The sequence below is a fragment of the Kribbella sp. NPDC050820 genome, from assembly GCF_040653975.1.
GTDB lineage: Bacteria > Actinomycetota > Actinomycetes > Propionibacteriales > Kribbellaceae > Kribbella.
On sequence record NZ_JBFAHB010000095.1, the window covers coordinates 17,305 to 31,040 of the forward strand.

The 13,736-nt window shown below is 69.2% G+C and carries 14 protein-coding genes; 7 read left to right on the forward strand and 7 right to left on the reverse strand.

Translation table 11 applies throughout. The annotated features are described in order from the left end of the window. Positions 1-16 precede the first annotated feature (16 nt). Positions 17-1,258, forward strand: coding sequence for an FAD/NAD(P)-binding oxidoreductase (locus tag AB0H36_RS43030; protein WP_360537023.1), 1,242 nt, complete (start codon positions 17-19; stop codon positions 1,256-1,258). Here the strand turns inward: AB0H36_RS43030 and AB0H36_RS43035 are convergent. After that, a complete protein-coding gene (locus tag AB0H36_RS43035) occupies positions 1,255-2,106 on the reverse strand; it encodes a biopolymer transporter Tol (protein ID WP_360537025.1) in 852 nt (283 codons plus the stop codon). The two genes, AB0H36_RS43030 and AB0H36_RS43035, sit on opposite strands and share 4 nt — an antisense overlap. A gap of 179 nt (positions 2,107-2,285) precedes the next feature. Between AB0H36_RS43035 and AB0H36_RS43040 the strand changes: the two genes are divergently transcribed. The 3 genes from AB0H36_RS43040 (at position 2,286) to AB0H36_RS43050 (ending at position 5,607) form a co-directional block, all read left to right on the forward strand. Continuing rightward, complete coding sequence (locus AB0H36_RS43040) at positions 2,286-3,368, forward strand: alpha/beta fold hydrolase (protein ID WP_360537027.1); 1,083 nt, start codon at positions 2,286-2,288, stop codon at positions 3,366-3,368. A gap of 64 nt (positions 3,369-3,432) precedes the next feature. After that, positions 3,433-5,343 (forward strand): DNA primase, encoded by a 1,911-nt coding sequence (dnaG, locus tag AB0H36_RS43045; RefSeq protein ID WP_360537029.1) that lies wholly within the window; start codon positions 3,433-3,435, stop codon positions 5,341-5,343. Positions 5,344-5,352: 9 nt separating this feature from the next. Further along, positions 5,353-5,607 carry a hypothetical protein gene (locus AB0H36_RS43050; protein WP_360537031.1) on the forward strand — a complete coding sequence of 85 codons (255 nt, stop codon included), beginning with the start codon at positions 5,353-5,355 and terminating at the stop codon, positions 5,605-5,607. 375 nt (positions 5,608-5,982) lie between these two features. Here AB0H36_RS43050 and AB0H36_RS43055 read toward each other — a convergent pair whose 3' ends face one another. The 5 genes from AB0H36_RS43055 to AB0H36_RS43075 all read right to left on the reverse strand — a co-directional run bounded on the left by AB0H36_RS43055 (position 5,983) and on the right by AB0H36_RS43075 (position 10,135). Continuing rightward, the gene (locus AB0H36_RS43055; protein WP_360537033.1) at positions 5,983-6,270 is read right to left on the reverse strand and encodes a YiaA/YiaB family inner membrane protein; all 288 of its coding nucleotides are present in this window, start codon (positions 6,268-6,270) and stop codon (positions 5,983-5,985) included. Positions 6,271-6,381: 111 nt separating this feature from the next. Further along, positions 6,382-9,123, reverse strand: a complete 2,742-nt coding sequence (locus AB0H36_RS43060) for an AAA family ATPase (RefSeq protein WP_360537035.1) — start codon at positions 9,121-9,123, stop codon at positions 6,382-6,384. Positions 9,124-9,186: 63 nt separating this feature from the next. Continuing rightward, complete coding sequence (locus AB0H36_RS43065; RefSeq protein ID WP_360537037.1) at positions 9,187-9,324, reverse strand: hypothetical protein; 138 nt, start codon at positions 9,322-9,324, stop codon at positions 9,187-9,189. Between the two features lie 296 nt (positions 9,325-9,620). Then, positions 9,621-9,884: a hypothetical protein gene (locus AB0H36_RS43070; protein WP_360537039.1), complete on the reverse strand. Its 264-nt coding sequence runs from the start codon at positions 9,882-9,884 to the stop codon at positions 9,621-9,623. After that, complete coding sequence (locus tag AB0H36_RS43075; protein ID WP_360537041.1) at positions 9,881-10,135, reverse strand: hypothetical protein; 255 nt, start codon at positions 10,133-10,135, stop codon at positions 9,881-9,883. The genes AB0H36_RS43070 and AB0H36_RS43075 overlap by 4 nt, the downstream gene beginning before the upstream one ends. A gap of 194 nt (positions 10,136-10,329) precedes the next feature. Here AB0H36_RS43075 and AB0H36_RS43080 point away from each other — a divergent pair, with 194 nt between their 5' ends. From AB0H36_RS43080 to AB0H36_RS43090, 3 genes are read left to right on the forward strand one after another with little or no spacing between them, the layout of a single operon-like run. Beyond that, entirely contained in the window at positions 10,330-10,773 is a 444-nt protein-coding gene (locus AB0H36_RS43080) for a DUF6325 family protein (protein ID WP_360537043.1), read from the forward strand. Between the two features lie 19 nt (positions 10,774-10,792). Then, on the forward strand, positions 10,793-11,128 hold the full coding sequence (locus AB0H36_RS43085) for an SHOCT domain-containing protein (protein ID WP_360537045.1): 336 nt from the start codon (positions 10,793-10,795) through the stop codon (positions 11,126-11,128). A gap of 54 nt (positions 11,129-11,182) precedes the next feature. Further along, positions 11,183-13,510, forward strand: coding sequence for an arylsulfatase (locus AB0H36_RS43090; protein WP_360537047.1), 2,328 nt, complete (start codon positions 11,183-11,185; stop codon positions 13,508-13,510). Here AB0H36_RS43090 and AB0H36_RS43095 read toward each other — a convergent pair. Further along, positions 13,483-13,736: hypothetical protein (locus tag AB0H36_RS43095; RefSeq protein WP_360537049.1), on the reverse strand; the 254-nt coding region annotated here is incomplete at its 5' end. The genes AB0H36_RS43090 and AB0H36_RS43095 overlap by 28 nt on opposite strands.

Sequence of the window (13,736 nt, forward strand, 5' to 3'; positions counted from 1 at the left end):
ACACTAGAGTCTGGGTATGACCGATGCAGAGCAGATTGTCATCGTCGGCGCGAGTCTTGCGGGGGCGACCGCAGCCGAGGAACTCCGGAACGACGGCTGGACCGGCGGCATCGTCCTGATCGGCAGCGAGACCAAGCTGCCGTACGAGCGACCACCGTTGTCCAAGGGCGTCTTGCTCGGCAAGGACCAGACCGATGTCGCCCAACTGCACGACCAGCAGTGGTACGACGACAACACCATCGACCTGCGACTCGGCACCACCGTCACGGGCATCGACGCCAAGGCCCACACCGTCACGCTCGACGACGGCTCCCAGCTGTCCTACAGCAAGCTCCTGATCGCAACCGGCAGTCGGGTCCGGCGGCTCGACGTACCGGGTGCCGACCTGCCGGGAGTGAGGTACCTGCGCACGGCCGAGGAGTCACAGGCGCTGACCGACGCGTACGCCGCCAAGCCGCGAGTCGTCGTGGTCGGCGCGGGCTGGATCGGACTCGAGGCCGCGTCGGCTGCGCGGGAGCGCGGCTGCGAGGTGACCGTGGTCGAACCCCAGTCCACCGCGCTGGCCGGCGTACTCGGTGAGCAGGTTGGCGAGCTGTTCGCCGACCTGCATCGGCAGCACGGCGTGACCCTGAAGTTCGGCACTGGCGTCGAGGCGTTCGAGGGCGACGACAAGGTGACCGGGGTCCGGACCTCCGACGGTGAGGTGCTCCCGGCGGACCTGGTGATCGTCGGCGTCGGCGTCCAGCCGAACACCGAGCTGGCCGCGGACGCCGGGATCGAGGTCGCCACCCCGGACAACGGCTCCGGCATCGTCACCGGGCCGGACCTGCGCACCTCGGCGGAGGACGTGTACGCGGCCGGCGACGTGGTCCGGTGGGAGCATCCGCTGTTCGGCCGGCCGGTCCGGGTCGAGCACTGGCAGAACGCGAAGGACACCGGGAAGTCCGCGGCGAAGGCGATCCTCGGCCAGGACGTCGCGCACGACGCGATCCCGTTCTTCTTCACCGACCAGTACGACCTGGGCATGGAGTACGCCGGTGATGTGCCGCGCGGGACGTCGTACCAGGTGGTGCTGCGCGGCGACCCGGCCTCGGGTGCCTACCTCGCGTTCTGGCTCGACGACGACCGACGCCTGCTGGCCGGCATGCACGTCAACACCTGGGGCGCGATCGACGCCGTCCAGGACCTGATCCGCTCCGGCAAGCAACTCGACCCGGAACGCCTGGCCGACACCTCGATCGACCTGGCTGAGGTCTAAAGCGGATACGCCACGTACGCAAAGGAGCCGCTGTCCGGCGACCAGCTCGGCACGTTCATCGTGCCCTGGCCGCCGAACAGCGTCGCGATCTCACGAATCTCGCCCTGCGGCGTCAGCAACCGCAGCCGTACGTCGTCGATGTCCGCGGGATGCCCTTCGGTGCCGGGCGGGAAGCTGACGTAGGCGATCGCCGACCCGTCCGGCGCCGGGTGTGGGAACCAGTTCACCCGCTCGTCGGACGTGAGCTGCTCGGCCTCGCCGCTGCTCACCGAGATCCGGAACAGCTGAGCATGCCCGGCTCGCTCGGAGTTGAAGTAGATCCACTTCCCGTCCGGGCTGTACTCCGAGCCGTCGTCGGCGTGCTCGTCGTTCGTCACCTGCACATCCGCGCCACCGGCCGACGGGATCGTCCACACGTTGGTGATCCGGCGGCCGTCCACGTGCTCCAGACCGATGTACGCGAGCGTCCGGCCGTCCGGCGAGACCCCGTGCAGATAGTGGTGGAACCCGGGCCCGCGATCGTTGCTCACCCTGCGCGGACCGCCGCTGCCGTCGAGCGGTACGGCGTACAGGTGTCCGTCGTCCGCCGACACGAAGATCGCCGTACCGTCCGGGCTCAGCACATGGTCGTTGTTGACCGGCGGCACCCCGCCGAGCTCGATTTCCTCGAGCCCGTCGTCGACCCGGAACAGCCGCCCGTTCCCGTTGACGATCAGGTCACCACGCGGCGTCCAGTTGGGTGCTTCGAACAAGACCGTCGACGAGCTGAACACCAACCGCCGCTCACCACTCGCGACATCGACGACAAAGAGCTCGGACCGTTGACCAGGGCGAAGAGTACGTGGCACACGCCCATCTTGCCCGAGTCCGGACAGGCCCATGACAACCGGTGCCTCGACGGCCTGCGAATCCAGGACCTCCGGCCCTGATCGGTGGGCTCGGGCGTTCCTAGCGTTGCAGGTGGAGGAGCGCAATGAGCACGATTCGATCTCAGCCACCAGTATGCCGGCAGCGCCCGCGTGCGCCGGTGGGCGGGACCGAGCCAGGCATCATGCTTCCCGCGGTCGCCTTCCTGGCCGGATGCGTCGCGACTGCGATCGGGGTCGGCCTCGGCCTGCCGCACTTGGTCAAGACGGGAGTCGCCCCGACCGCCTTGGCCGGGTTGGTCTGTCTGACCGCCGGACTGGTGCTGATCGGAGCAGGTGGAATCGCCCTCGTCCGTGCGATCCCCGGCTGGTGGCGGGTCCTCGCCGTACCGGTGCTGTTGTCGGTGCTGCTGATCAGCTTGACGGCGCTCGGCCAGGCGGTCGCGGTGACGAACGTTCCGGACACCGCCGTCGGCGCGGAGACACCGGGGAGCCGCGGCGTCGCGTTCACCGAGGTGGAGTTCGGCACCGCTGACGGCGTCACCTTGTCCGGGTGGTACATCCCGTCCGCGAACCGTGCGGCTGTGGCGATGCTGCACGGTGCCGGATCGACCCGGTCGGATGTGCTCGACCATGCCGTCGTACTGGCCCGGCACGGGTACGGCGTCCTGCTCTTCGACGCGCGAGGACACGGCCGGAGCGCGGGCCGGGCGATGGACTTCGGGTGGTACGGCGACCTCGACGTCGGCGCCGCTGTGACCTACCTGGCGACGCGGCCGGACGTCGACGGCGCGCGGATCGCTGTGCTCGGTCTGTCGATGGGAGGCGAGGAGGCGATCGGGGCGGCCGCCGCGGACACGCGGATTCGCGCGGTGGTCGCCGAGGGTGCGACCAACCGGACGAGGGCGGACCGTGCATGGATGTCGGACGAGTACGGCTGGCGGGGAACTGTGCAGGAAGGACTCGAGTGGCTGACCTACCAGGCCACCGCGCTTCTGACGCCGGCCCAAGCGCCGATCGGGCTGCGGGCCGCAGCCCTCGCGGCGGCTCCCCGCCGGGTGCTGCTGATCGCAGGCGGTGCGAAACCGGACGAGGAACACGCGGGCCGGTACATCCGGTCGGGCTCGCCCGGCACTGTCGAGCTGTGGGTCGTCCCGCAGGCAGGCCACACGGCCGGCCTCCGGACCGATCCCGGCGAGTGGGAGCGGCGGGTCACCCACTTCCTCGACGGGGCGTTGACCTGACCTTCCGGCCGCGGTTCGCCGTCCCGCGGGGACGAATCCTTGGCGATGATCGTAGACTCGCGGGGTGGCAGGCAGGATCAAGGACGAGGACATCGCGCTGGTGCGCGAGCGGGCCCGCATCGACGACATCGTCGGCTCCTACGTGACCTTGAAGAACGCCGGCGGCGGGAACCTGAAAGGGTTGTGCCCGTTCCACGACGAGAAGTCGCCCTCGTTCAACGTCACCCCGTCGCGCGGATTCTTCTACTGCTTCGGCTGCCAAGAGGGCGGCGACGTCATCGACTTCATCCAGAAGATCGACCAGATCACCTTCCACGAGGCCGTCGAGACGCTGGCCGCCAAGGTCGGGATCCAGCTCCGGTACGACGAGTCCGGCGCGCCGATCCAGCGCGGTCCGGGGAACCAGCGGCCGCGGCTGGTCGAGGCGCACAAGGTCGCCGCGGAGTACTACGTCGAGCAGCTGTTCGGCGCCGCCGACGCGACGCTCGGGCGGCAGTTCCTGGACCAGCGCGGGTTCGACAAGGACGCGGCGGTGCACTTCGGGGTCGGGTTCTCGCCGCGCGGCGGGGAGGCGCTGACCAACCACCTGCGCGGTCGCGGGTTCACGAACGCGGAGCTGGTCGCGTCCGGGCTGTCGGCGGAGGGCCAGCGCGGCCTGTACGACCGGTTCCGCGGCCGGCTGATGTGGCCGATCCGGGACGCCACGTCGGAGGTGATCGGGTTCGGCGCCCGGCGGCTGTTCGACGACGACCGGATCGAAGCGAAGTACCTGAACACGCCTGAGACACCGATCTACAAGAAGTCCAAGGTCCTGTACGGCGTCGACCTCGCCCGCCGCGAGATCGCCAAGGGCCGCCAGGCCGTCGTCGTCGAGGGCTACACCGACGTGATGGCCTGCCACCTGTCCGGCGTCCAGACCGCGGTCGCGACCTGCGGGACGTCGTTCGGCGACGACCACGCGCGGGTGCTACGGCAGTTGCTGCTGGACCACGACCAGTTCCGCGGCGAGGTGATCTTCACCTTCGACGGTGACGAGGCCGGGCAGCGGGCGGCGTTGAAGGCGTTCGCGGGGGACCAGGCGTTCGCCTCGCAGACGTACGTCGCGGTGGAGCCGGACGGGCTGGATCCGTGCGACCTGCGGCTGCAGAAGGGCGACGCGGCGGTCCGTGAGCTGATCGGCCGGCGGGTTCCGCTGTACCGGTTCGTGCTCTCGAACGTGCTGTCGAAGTACGACCTGGACCGTGCGGACACGCGGATCGACGCGCTGCGTGACGCGGCGCGGCTGGTGGTCAGCATCCGGGACCGGTCGAAGGTGGACGCCTTCACCCGTGAGCTCGCCGGGCACCTCGGGATGGAGGTCGACCAGGTTCGCACGGAGGTCTACCGCGCTGCGTCCCGGCCGGCTCCTGCTGTCGGCGCGGATCGGTCTCCGGGAGGCGATCGGGCTCACGGTGGTGAGGCTCCGGTGCCGCCCGTCCGCGTGGATGTGCCGTCGCCCCGGGACCAGCGGTTCGTGATCGAGTGGGACGTGCTGAAGGTCGCGATGCAGCACCCGGCCTTGCTGGGCGTGGCGTTCGACGAGCTCGACGACCACGACTTCACCCACCCGTGGCTGGCCGCCGTACGCTCCGCGATGGCGAAGGTGGGCGGCCCGTCCGCTGCGCCTCCCGGTGAGGCGTGGGTGGTCGCCGTACGCGATGCCGTAGGCAACGATCCGGCCGCGGCCGTGGTCGGCGCACTGGCCGTGGACCCGTTGCGCCTCGGACGCGAGCCCGACGCGGCCTACGCCCTGGCGCTGCTGGCCCGCTTGCAGGAGCTGACCTGCGCCCGCCGGATCCAGGACCTCAAGTCCAAGCTCCAGCGCACCAACCCGATCGACCGCGCCGACGACTACAACCGGATGTTCGGCGAGCTGATAGCCCTCGAGGCCTACCGCTCCGACCTCCGCAAGAAAGCCATCTCCGGCGCCCTCTAGGCTCTTGCCATGACCCAGCCACCAGGGCAACTACCGCGCCCGCCGCGCCTGTTCCGCGCGGACTACGTCCTAAGCGGCCAGGTCCGCCTCGAGGGCTACCCGTTCCGCTACATCGCCCTGACCGCCGAAGGCCACCTCGGCAACCAGGCCTTCGACGTCGTCCTCAGCGCGGTCGAGCTCCTCGAAACCCTCGGCTGGGAACTCGTCAACCTCACCGACAACGACCACTTCGACCCCATAGCCTTCCTCCGCCGCCGCTACTGACACTGCCCGTGTGGAAAACAGCCGCCGTCCTCGCCTGGATCCCGGGCCTCGGCTTCGGCCTACCATGCGCGTACGCGATCTGGCACCTGGCTGAGTTCGGCACGGTGTGGACGTTCCTCGGTTTCCCGACGTACGGCGGCGGTCCCTTCGAATCCGTCGGTCTCGAGACCACTGTCCCGCTCCTCGCGGCCTTCTTGGCCGTCTGCGTCGCCGAGGTGGTACTCGGCTACCTCCTCTGGACCCGCCGAGCCGCACCTCTCGCCTTCGCACTCCTCCCCATCGAACTAGCCTTCTGGATAGGCTTCGCCCTCCCCCTCGGCCCCCTCACCGCCCTCCTCCGAACCGCCGTTCTGATCCGAGGGCGTGCGCCTGGTTTCAGGGGTCGACCTTGAAGGGGTCGTGTTCGGTGAGGAGTTTGTCGAGGCGGGCCTGGTCGACGCGGTTGGTGACTTCGGAGAGTTCCTGGCGGTCGCGGATGACCTTCGAGAGGGTGATCGTCGAGGTGACGACGTACAGGAGGCCCAGGGCGAGGAAGGCGCGCACCCAGCCGGCCGCCGGCAGGTAGGCGAGGGCGACGACCATGGCGATCACGGAGATGGCGAAGGACAGCACAGCCTGCACGTAGTACGCCGCGGTCTGAGACGGCTGAATGGTTTTCGTCATGCGTCACATCGTCGTCGTCGCTGTAGGTACGACGCATGCGCCGAACTACTCAGATCACCGGAGGTGGCTGAGCGAGGACCGCGTGGGAGCCGAGCGCGTTTCCCCTGCGGATCAAGGGCGGAGCTGGCGGCGGGAAGTGATGCCGAGCTTGGTGAAGACCTTGCGGAGGTGCCATTCGACGGTGTGTTGGCTGAGGACCATCTGGGCGCCGATCTCGGCGTTCGTGAGGCCGGCGCCGGCGAGTTCGGCGATGTGGGCTTCCTGGGCGGTGAGAGTGTCGCGGGCGTTGCCGGCGCGGCGGCCGACCAGCTCACCGGTTGCGGCCAGTTCGCGGCCTGCGCGGTCGGAGAAGGCGTCGGCGCCGGACGTGCTGAACATCTTGTGTGCCGTCCGCAACTGCTGGCGCGCGTCCTGGCGTCGCCCCTCCCGCCGAAGCCATTCGCCGTACAGGAGATGAGCCCTGGCGAGATCCATCCGCATCCGCGTCCGGCCAAGTCGCTCGATGGCTTCCTGGTACGACGCTTCAGCCGCCGACTGATCCTTGGTCAGCAGAGCCGCCGACCGCGCGAGCACCCCAAGCCCCCAGTCCGTCCCACACGCCTCCGTCATCACGCGCAGCCGCTCGAACCCGTCGGCCGCAAGCTCCGGCCGTCCGCTCCGCACCGCCGACTCGACCAGCTCGGGCAGTGCCCAACTCGCGACGCTGAGCTCGAGCGGATACGCGATCGCGTCAAGGGCCGACGGCAACGACTCCTGGTACTGCGAAAGCCCGTTGAGGAGCACCGACTGCGCGAACTGCGCGATGGTCACGCCGAGGCCTTCGCCGCGGGTCACTGCCTCTTCCCTGCTCCTCCGGATCAGCGCAAGCGCCGCGTCCGGATCGCCACGCCAGGCAGTCAGCTCAACAGCGCCATACGGCACCAGCGATGCCCCGGTCGCCTCGTTGATGGTCTGGATCTCGGCTACCAGCGCAGCCGCCGCGGAGATCTCTCCGGCGAACAGGTTGAGCATGACTCTGTGGTGCAGCGCGTACGGGAGCTCGGTCAGCTCCCCGCGCTCGCGGGCGATGCCGACGTTCCGTGCCGTCACCACGTCCCAGTACTCGTCGTCCCACAGGTTGATGGCCAGCAGCGACGCATGCCCGAGCCACCGCATGTCGTCGGCGTCCGGCGGTCCTTGCGCACGAGCGAACGCCTCGACAGCCTCCCGTACGGGCGCGACCGCCGCCGGGTACCCGTCCGTGAACAAGGCCGCGGCGCCTTCCAGCACGAGGTCACGCTTGCGGCTGAGATCCGGCTTCGGGAGCGCCCGGGCCGCCTGGGACACCTCGGCGAGACCGGTCCCGCCGGCCATCCGGCCAAGGAACTGACACGCCGCGATCGCGTCGAGATAGGTGTCGCGGGCCAGGTCGACATCGAGCTCCTCGAGCCGGCGGGCGGCCTCGACGAGCAGCGGCGGGGCGTTCACGCTGTGCCCGGAGAAGAACGCGACCTGAGCCCGCACGAGATTCACCCGTGCCTGATGGACGGCGTCCACCGGTCGCTCGGTGGCCGTGGCCAGCAGCTGCGACACAGTGGTGAAGTCGCCCGCGCGCAGTGTGGCTTGAGCAGCAGCCAAGGCCCGGCTCGCGCGCTGGTCAGGGTCCGGCGTGAGCTCTGTCGCTCGCTGCAGGAAGGCTGCTGTGGCCGCGTTTCCGCCGCGCCCCTGCGCCCGCTCGGCCGAACCGACGAGTTCGGCGGCGACCTGCTCGTCCGGACCGCTTGCGCCGTACGCGCGGTGCCAGGCCCGGCGGTCGGGATCCCGGTCCGGATCGGTGGCCTCGGCGAGGGCTTGATGGGCTCGACGACGGTCGTCGTGCTTCGCCGATCGGGTTGCCGCCGATCGGACCAAGGGGTGGCGGAACCGGACGCGCGCTCCGATGTCGATCAAGCCGGCCATTTCGGCAGGCGCGGTCGCGGTCACCGGCACGCTCTGGATCTTCAATGCGCGCAGCAGCAGCGGTACGTCGCCTACCGGGTCGGCGGCCGCGGTCAGCAGCAACTGCTGCGTGTCTGGCGGAAGTTCCTGCAGTCTTCGGGCGAAGTTGTGCTCGATCTGCGTCGTCAGCGGCCGCGCGTCCAGCCGTTCGAAGCCGCCTGCCAGTTCGCCTGCGGTCAGTCCGCGCGGCAGCTCCATCAGGGCCAGAGGATTGCCCCTGGTCTCCGACACGATCCGGTCCCGCACACGCTCGTCCAGCCGGCCGGGGAAGACGGCATCGAGCAGCGCCCCGGCATAGTGGTCGGCCAGGCCGTCGACCACCAGTTCCGGGAACCCTCTCCAGTCCGGCCCGGTCACCGGCTCGCGTACGGCGAACACCATGCCGATGCGGTCCGCGAACAGCCGCCGCCCGACGAACGTCAGTGTCTGAACCGACGCCTGATCCAGCCACTGCGCGTCGTCGATGACACACAGCAGCGGACTGCTGTCGGACACGGCCGACAGCAGGCTCAAGATGGCTGCGCTGACCAGGAATCTGTCCGGCGGTCCACCGAACTCGAGCCCGAACGCGACCGCGAGCGCGTCTCTCTGTGGACGCGGCAGCTCGTCATGGCGGGCCAGCATCGGCGCGCACAACTGGTGCAGACCGGCAAACGGGATCTCCATCTCCGACTCGACCCCGGCCCCTCGTGCGACGCGGCAGCCTTCGGCTCGTTCGGCCAGGTACTCGAGCAGGGCCGACTTGCCGATGCCCGCCTCACCACGGACGACCAGCACCTGCCCCTCACCGGAACGCACCGCGCCGACGAGTTGGTCGAGCCGCTCACACTCGACGCGCCGCCCCCGCAGCCCCGGTACCTGCCCAACGATCGCCATGGCACCACCCCTCACCCGAGGCTAGACCCGAAGATTCGCGCGCGACAGAACCCACAAGTTCCGCTAGTAGGTCCGCATCCAGCGCGGCGCCACCCGCTCCCAGCCACGCGCCCACTCCCGCGCCCGGCGCCGATCGAGTGACCACCGCGCCAACCGGAACAGCGCCCACAGCAACGGCCAAACCACCATCACCAAAGTCATCGCGACCGCCCCACCGAGCGCAGCACTTGTCGGCCGCCTCCTTCGGCTGCCGCACCTGCCCATCGCCGTCGGCACCGCCAACACGCCAGCCACCAGCAAGCCGACCAGCACTGCCCGCTCACCCGATCCCCCCGCCGCCGCAACACATTCCGCCCAAACCACAGCCGCAGAAGCCGCCCCAGAACCAACGCCCCACCCCGGCACCGACGCCCACCACCCATCCGGCCTCCTAGCTCAACGCCACCCGACGTACCTAGAAGCCAAGACAAGCCATGAACCCGCCCTGTGACGGCGGTCTACTGCTGCGACGGCTCTGAGACGGTGGTGATCCGCGCCGTGCCTCCGATGCGTTGCGCCGGACCAAGCCCCAGCGAGTTGCGAGCAGCAGTCAACAGCCGCTCACGTGCCTCCTGCTGGGCGCGACGTACTTCAGCCCAATGATCCAGCTCGGGTACGGCGACGTCGTTCAACGCAGCCGTGTGCACCGCGTTGTCCGCGTCATGCAGTCGCTCAGCAGCTGTCACGACGGCCGCCGGCGCAAGCAACCTGAGCCGGGTCAAACTCTCTCGATCCGCTGCCGGTGCGACTCGACTGCGATCGCCCGGAACGGCGTCATGTCGTCGCCACGCAGCCTGGCGTCGTACGACCGCTGACCCGCTCCCGCGAAGCTGGCATCAAGGAAGGCGACCAAGGTGTCGGTCATCGCCTCCCGCCGCCACCGCCGCTCGTCCCGCTTGCCCCCGACCACCAACGCGGCCCCCGACAGCACGGCCGCAACACACGCCGCCACCGCCGCAACGACCTCAGGCAAGCCCGCCACCGACCGTTCCACTCTCCTCGAACTCACCCGCTGGACCCGGAGGAGCCTACTTCAGGCTTTGAGAGTTCTTATCCGGACGGATCATCCACGTCGGGTGAGGTGCGCGCGAGGATGACGTCAGAGACTCACGGATGGCGGTTGCCTGATCGCGGCACGTCGACCTACGCGGACTCGGAGGTTGTTCGGTGACCAAGCTAGAGGCGGATTCGATCGGTCCGGTCGACGTCGCGGTGATCTTGTTCGAGGACGGCGAGTTCAACGGCGAGGTGGCTCCCGCCCTGGTGAAGCTGCACGAGTCGGGGACGGTGCGTGTCATCGACCTCGCGCTGGTACGGCGTGACGCCGACGGGTCGATCGCCGTGGTGGAGATCGAAGACTCCGAGGTGGCTGATGCGTTCCAACGGGTCAACGACGAGCCGCTCGACCTGCTGAGCGCCGAGGACCTGACCGAAGCGGCGAGCGGGCTCGAACCGGGCTCGGCGGCGCTGGCGATCGTGTGGGAGAACACCTGGGCGGCGGAGTTGGCGGCGGCTGTGCGCGGATCCAAGGGGCGCCTCATCGCGGAGGAACGGATTCCCCATGAGACGGTCGTGGCGGCGCTTGCCGCCCTGGACGACGCCGATCGGTAGCGGACGGAGGGAAGGCGCGATGCGTCGACGCAGAGGACGGCCCGGATTGATGGGGACGATGGCCCGGACGGCAGTGATCGCTGGTACTGCCACCGCGGTTTCGGGTGGTGTGCAGAGGCGGGCTGCCGACAAGGCTGCCGCTCAGCAGCAGGCGGCGGACCAGGCCGCGGCTCAGCAGCAAGCGGTGGCCCAGGCCGCGGCTCAGCAGCAGGCGCAACCGGCTGCTGCGCCTGCCGGTGCCGGCGGGGTGGACGACCGGATCGCGAAGATCAGGGAGCTCGGCGAGCTCAAGGCGCAGGGCCTCCTCACCGAGGCCGAGTTCGCCGCGGAGAAGGCCCGGGTTCTGTCGATGTAGAGGTGAGGCCATGAACAGGGTCGGCGAGCCGGTGCCGGTCAGGCGGTGGCGCGGGTGACGGTCATTCCGCGGGCCGAGCCGCCGTTCGACGGGGTGGTACGGAGACTGGCCGGCGAGTCGACTCCTGCCCGGTCGATGATCCAGAGGCCACCGGCCGGCGCTCCGAACATCGTGATTGTGCTGCTTGACGACGTCGGCTTCGGTGCGCCGGCCACCTTTGGCGGGGTCATCCCCACCCCCGCGCTGGATCGTGTCGCTGCGGACGGGGTGCGCTACAACCAGTTCCACACGACGGCTCTGTGCTCGCCGACGCGGGCGGCCTTGCTGACTGGCCGCAACCATCACAGTGTGCACATGGGGGCGATCTGCGAGATCGCTTATGGGTACCCCGGCTACGACGGTGTGATCCCGCGCAGTACGGCAACGGTTGCCGAGACCCTCAGGCTGCACGGCTACGGAACCGCGATGTTCGGCAAAGCGCATGTGACGCCGATGTGGGAGACGAGTCCGGCAGGCCCGTTCGACCGCTGGCCGACCGGACTCGGCTTCGAGCGGTTCTACGGGTTCCTCGGCGGCGAGGTGTCGCAATGGGAGCCGGCGCTGTACGACCAGACGACCCCGGTGGAGCCTCACGTCGGCCGGCCGGACTACCACCTCACCGAGGATCTTGCGGCGAGGGCGGTCGAGTGGCTCCGGCTGCAGAAGACCTCTGCCCCGGCCAAGCCAGTCTTCCTGTACTTCTCACCTGGAGCCACCCACGCCCCGCACCACGTGTGGCCAGAGTGGATCGAGAGGTTCCGCGGTAGGTTCGATCACGGCTGGGACGCCCTGCGCGAGGAGATCCACGCCCGCCAGCTCGCGCTCGGCGTCGTACCGCCCGGCACGGTCCTCACGCCCCGCCCCGCCGAGCTTCCGGCGTGGGACGACTACGACGACCGGTACAAGCCCGTCGCGTGCCGGCTGATGGAGGTCTACGCGGGCTTCCTCGCGCATACCGACGCGCAGATCGCCCGCCTCATCGAGGCGCTCGAGGACCTGGGGGAGTGGGAGAACACGATCTTCTTCTACCTGTCCGGTGACAACGGAGCATCCGCCGAGGGCACCCTGCACGGAGTCTGGAGCGCGCCATCGTTCCAGAACGGCGTCCCGGAAGATCCCGACTGGCTGCTCGCGCACCTCGACGACTTCGGGTCGGCCCGCTGCGAGAACCACTACAACGCGGGTTGGGCCTGGGCTCTCGATGCCCCGTTCCAGTGGATGAAGCAGATCGCGTCCCATTTCGGCGGCACCCGCAACGGACTGGCCGTGTCATGGCCCAACGGATTCGCGAGCAGGGGAGAGCTCCGGTCCCAGTTCCACCATGTGATCGACGTCGTTCCGACGATCCTGGAGGCTGCCGGCGTCGGCGCGCCCACGCACGTGAACGGCGTCGAGCAGCGGCCGATCGAAGGCGTCAGCATGCGCTACAGCTTCGACCACGCCGGTGCGCCGTCGACGCGGCGGACGCAGTACTTCGAGATCCTCGGCAACCGAGCGATCTACCACGGCGGCTGGATCGCGGCCTGCTTCCACGGTCGCGTGCCGTGGATACGCAGCGCCGCACACCCGTTCGGCGAGGGAGAGAGCTGGGAGCTGTACGACGTTCGTGACGACTTCAGCCAGGCAGTCGACGTGGCGAGCGAGCACCCGGACAGGCTGGCCACGCTGCAAGCGCTGTTCGACGAAGAGGCCCACAAGTACGACGTGTACCCGCTGAGCGACGAAACGGTCGTCCGGGCACTGCCTGGCAACCGGCCCAGCCATCTCGACGGCATCTCACACTTCACTCTCTACCCCGACAATGTGCGGATGCCGGAACTGGCGACGGTCAACCTGAAGAACACATCGTTCGACCTCCGCGCGCACGTCCGGATCCCGCCCGGAGGAGCCGAAGGGGTCATCATCTGCCAGGGAGGGTCGATGGCGGGATGGTCGCTCTACCTCGACGACGGCGCTCCCACCTACCTCTACAACTACTTCGGGCGTGACCTCGTCACCATCCGCGCAGCGGACAAACTCCCGGCCGGGCCCGTCGAGATCGGGGTGCAGTTCGCCTACGACGGGGGCGGACTCGGACGCGGCGGCAATGTCGTCCTGACCGTCGCCGGAAGCGAGGTCGCCCGCGGGCAGATCCAGCACACCGTGCCCTTCATCTTCTCGATGAGTGGAGAGACACTCGACGTCGGCATCGACACCTGCGCCCCCGTGGGCCCGTACCCGGAGCACTTCCCCTTCACCGGCACCATCGATCGAATCGAGATCGACCTGCCCCAGCAGCCCGACGCCGACCACGCCCAGGAAGAGACAGCCGGCCGCTACCGCAGCGCACTGTCGGCCCAATAGGCCTCGCGACCGGTCTTGGCAGCACCACAGCGGCGATCCAGGGTTCGTACCTGCTGTCTTTGCTTGGGTCTCCGGGAGTTCGTGGTGTCGGCCCGAGGGCAGCCATCGGATTGCTTCCCGGTGCGGATGCGGTCGGCGCTGCCGGGGCGAACCGTCGGCCGGTGTGCGACCTTCGCCAGGGTCTGGAAGCCGACCACGGCCACGGTGGCGAACATCGCCAGGGCGG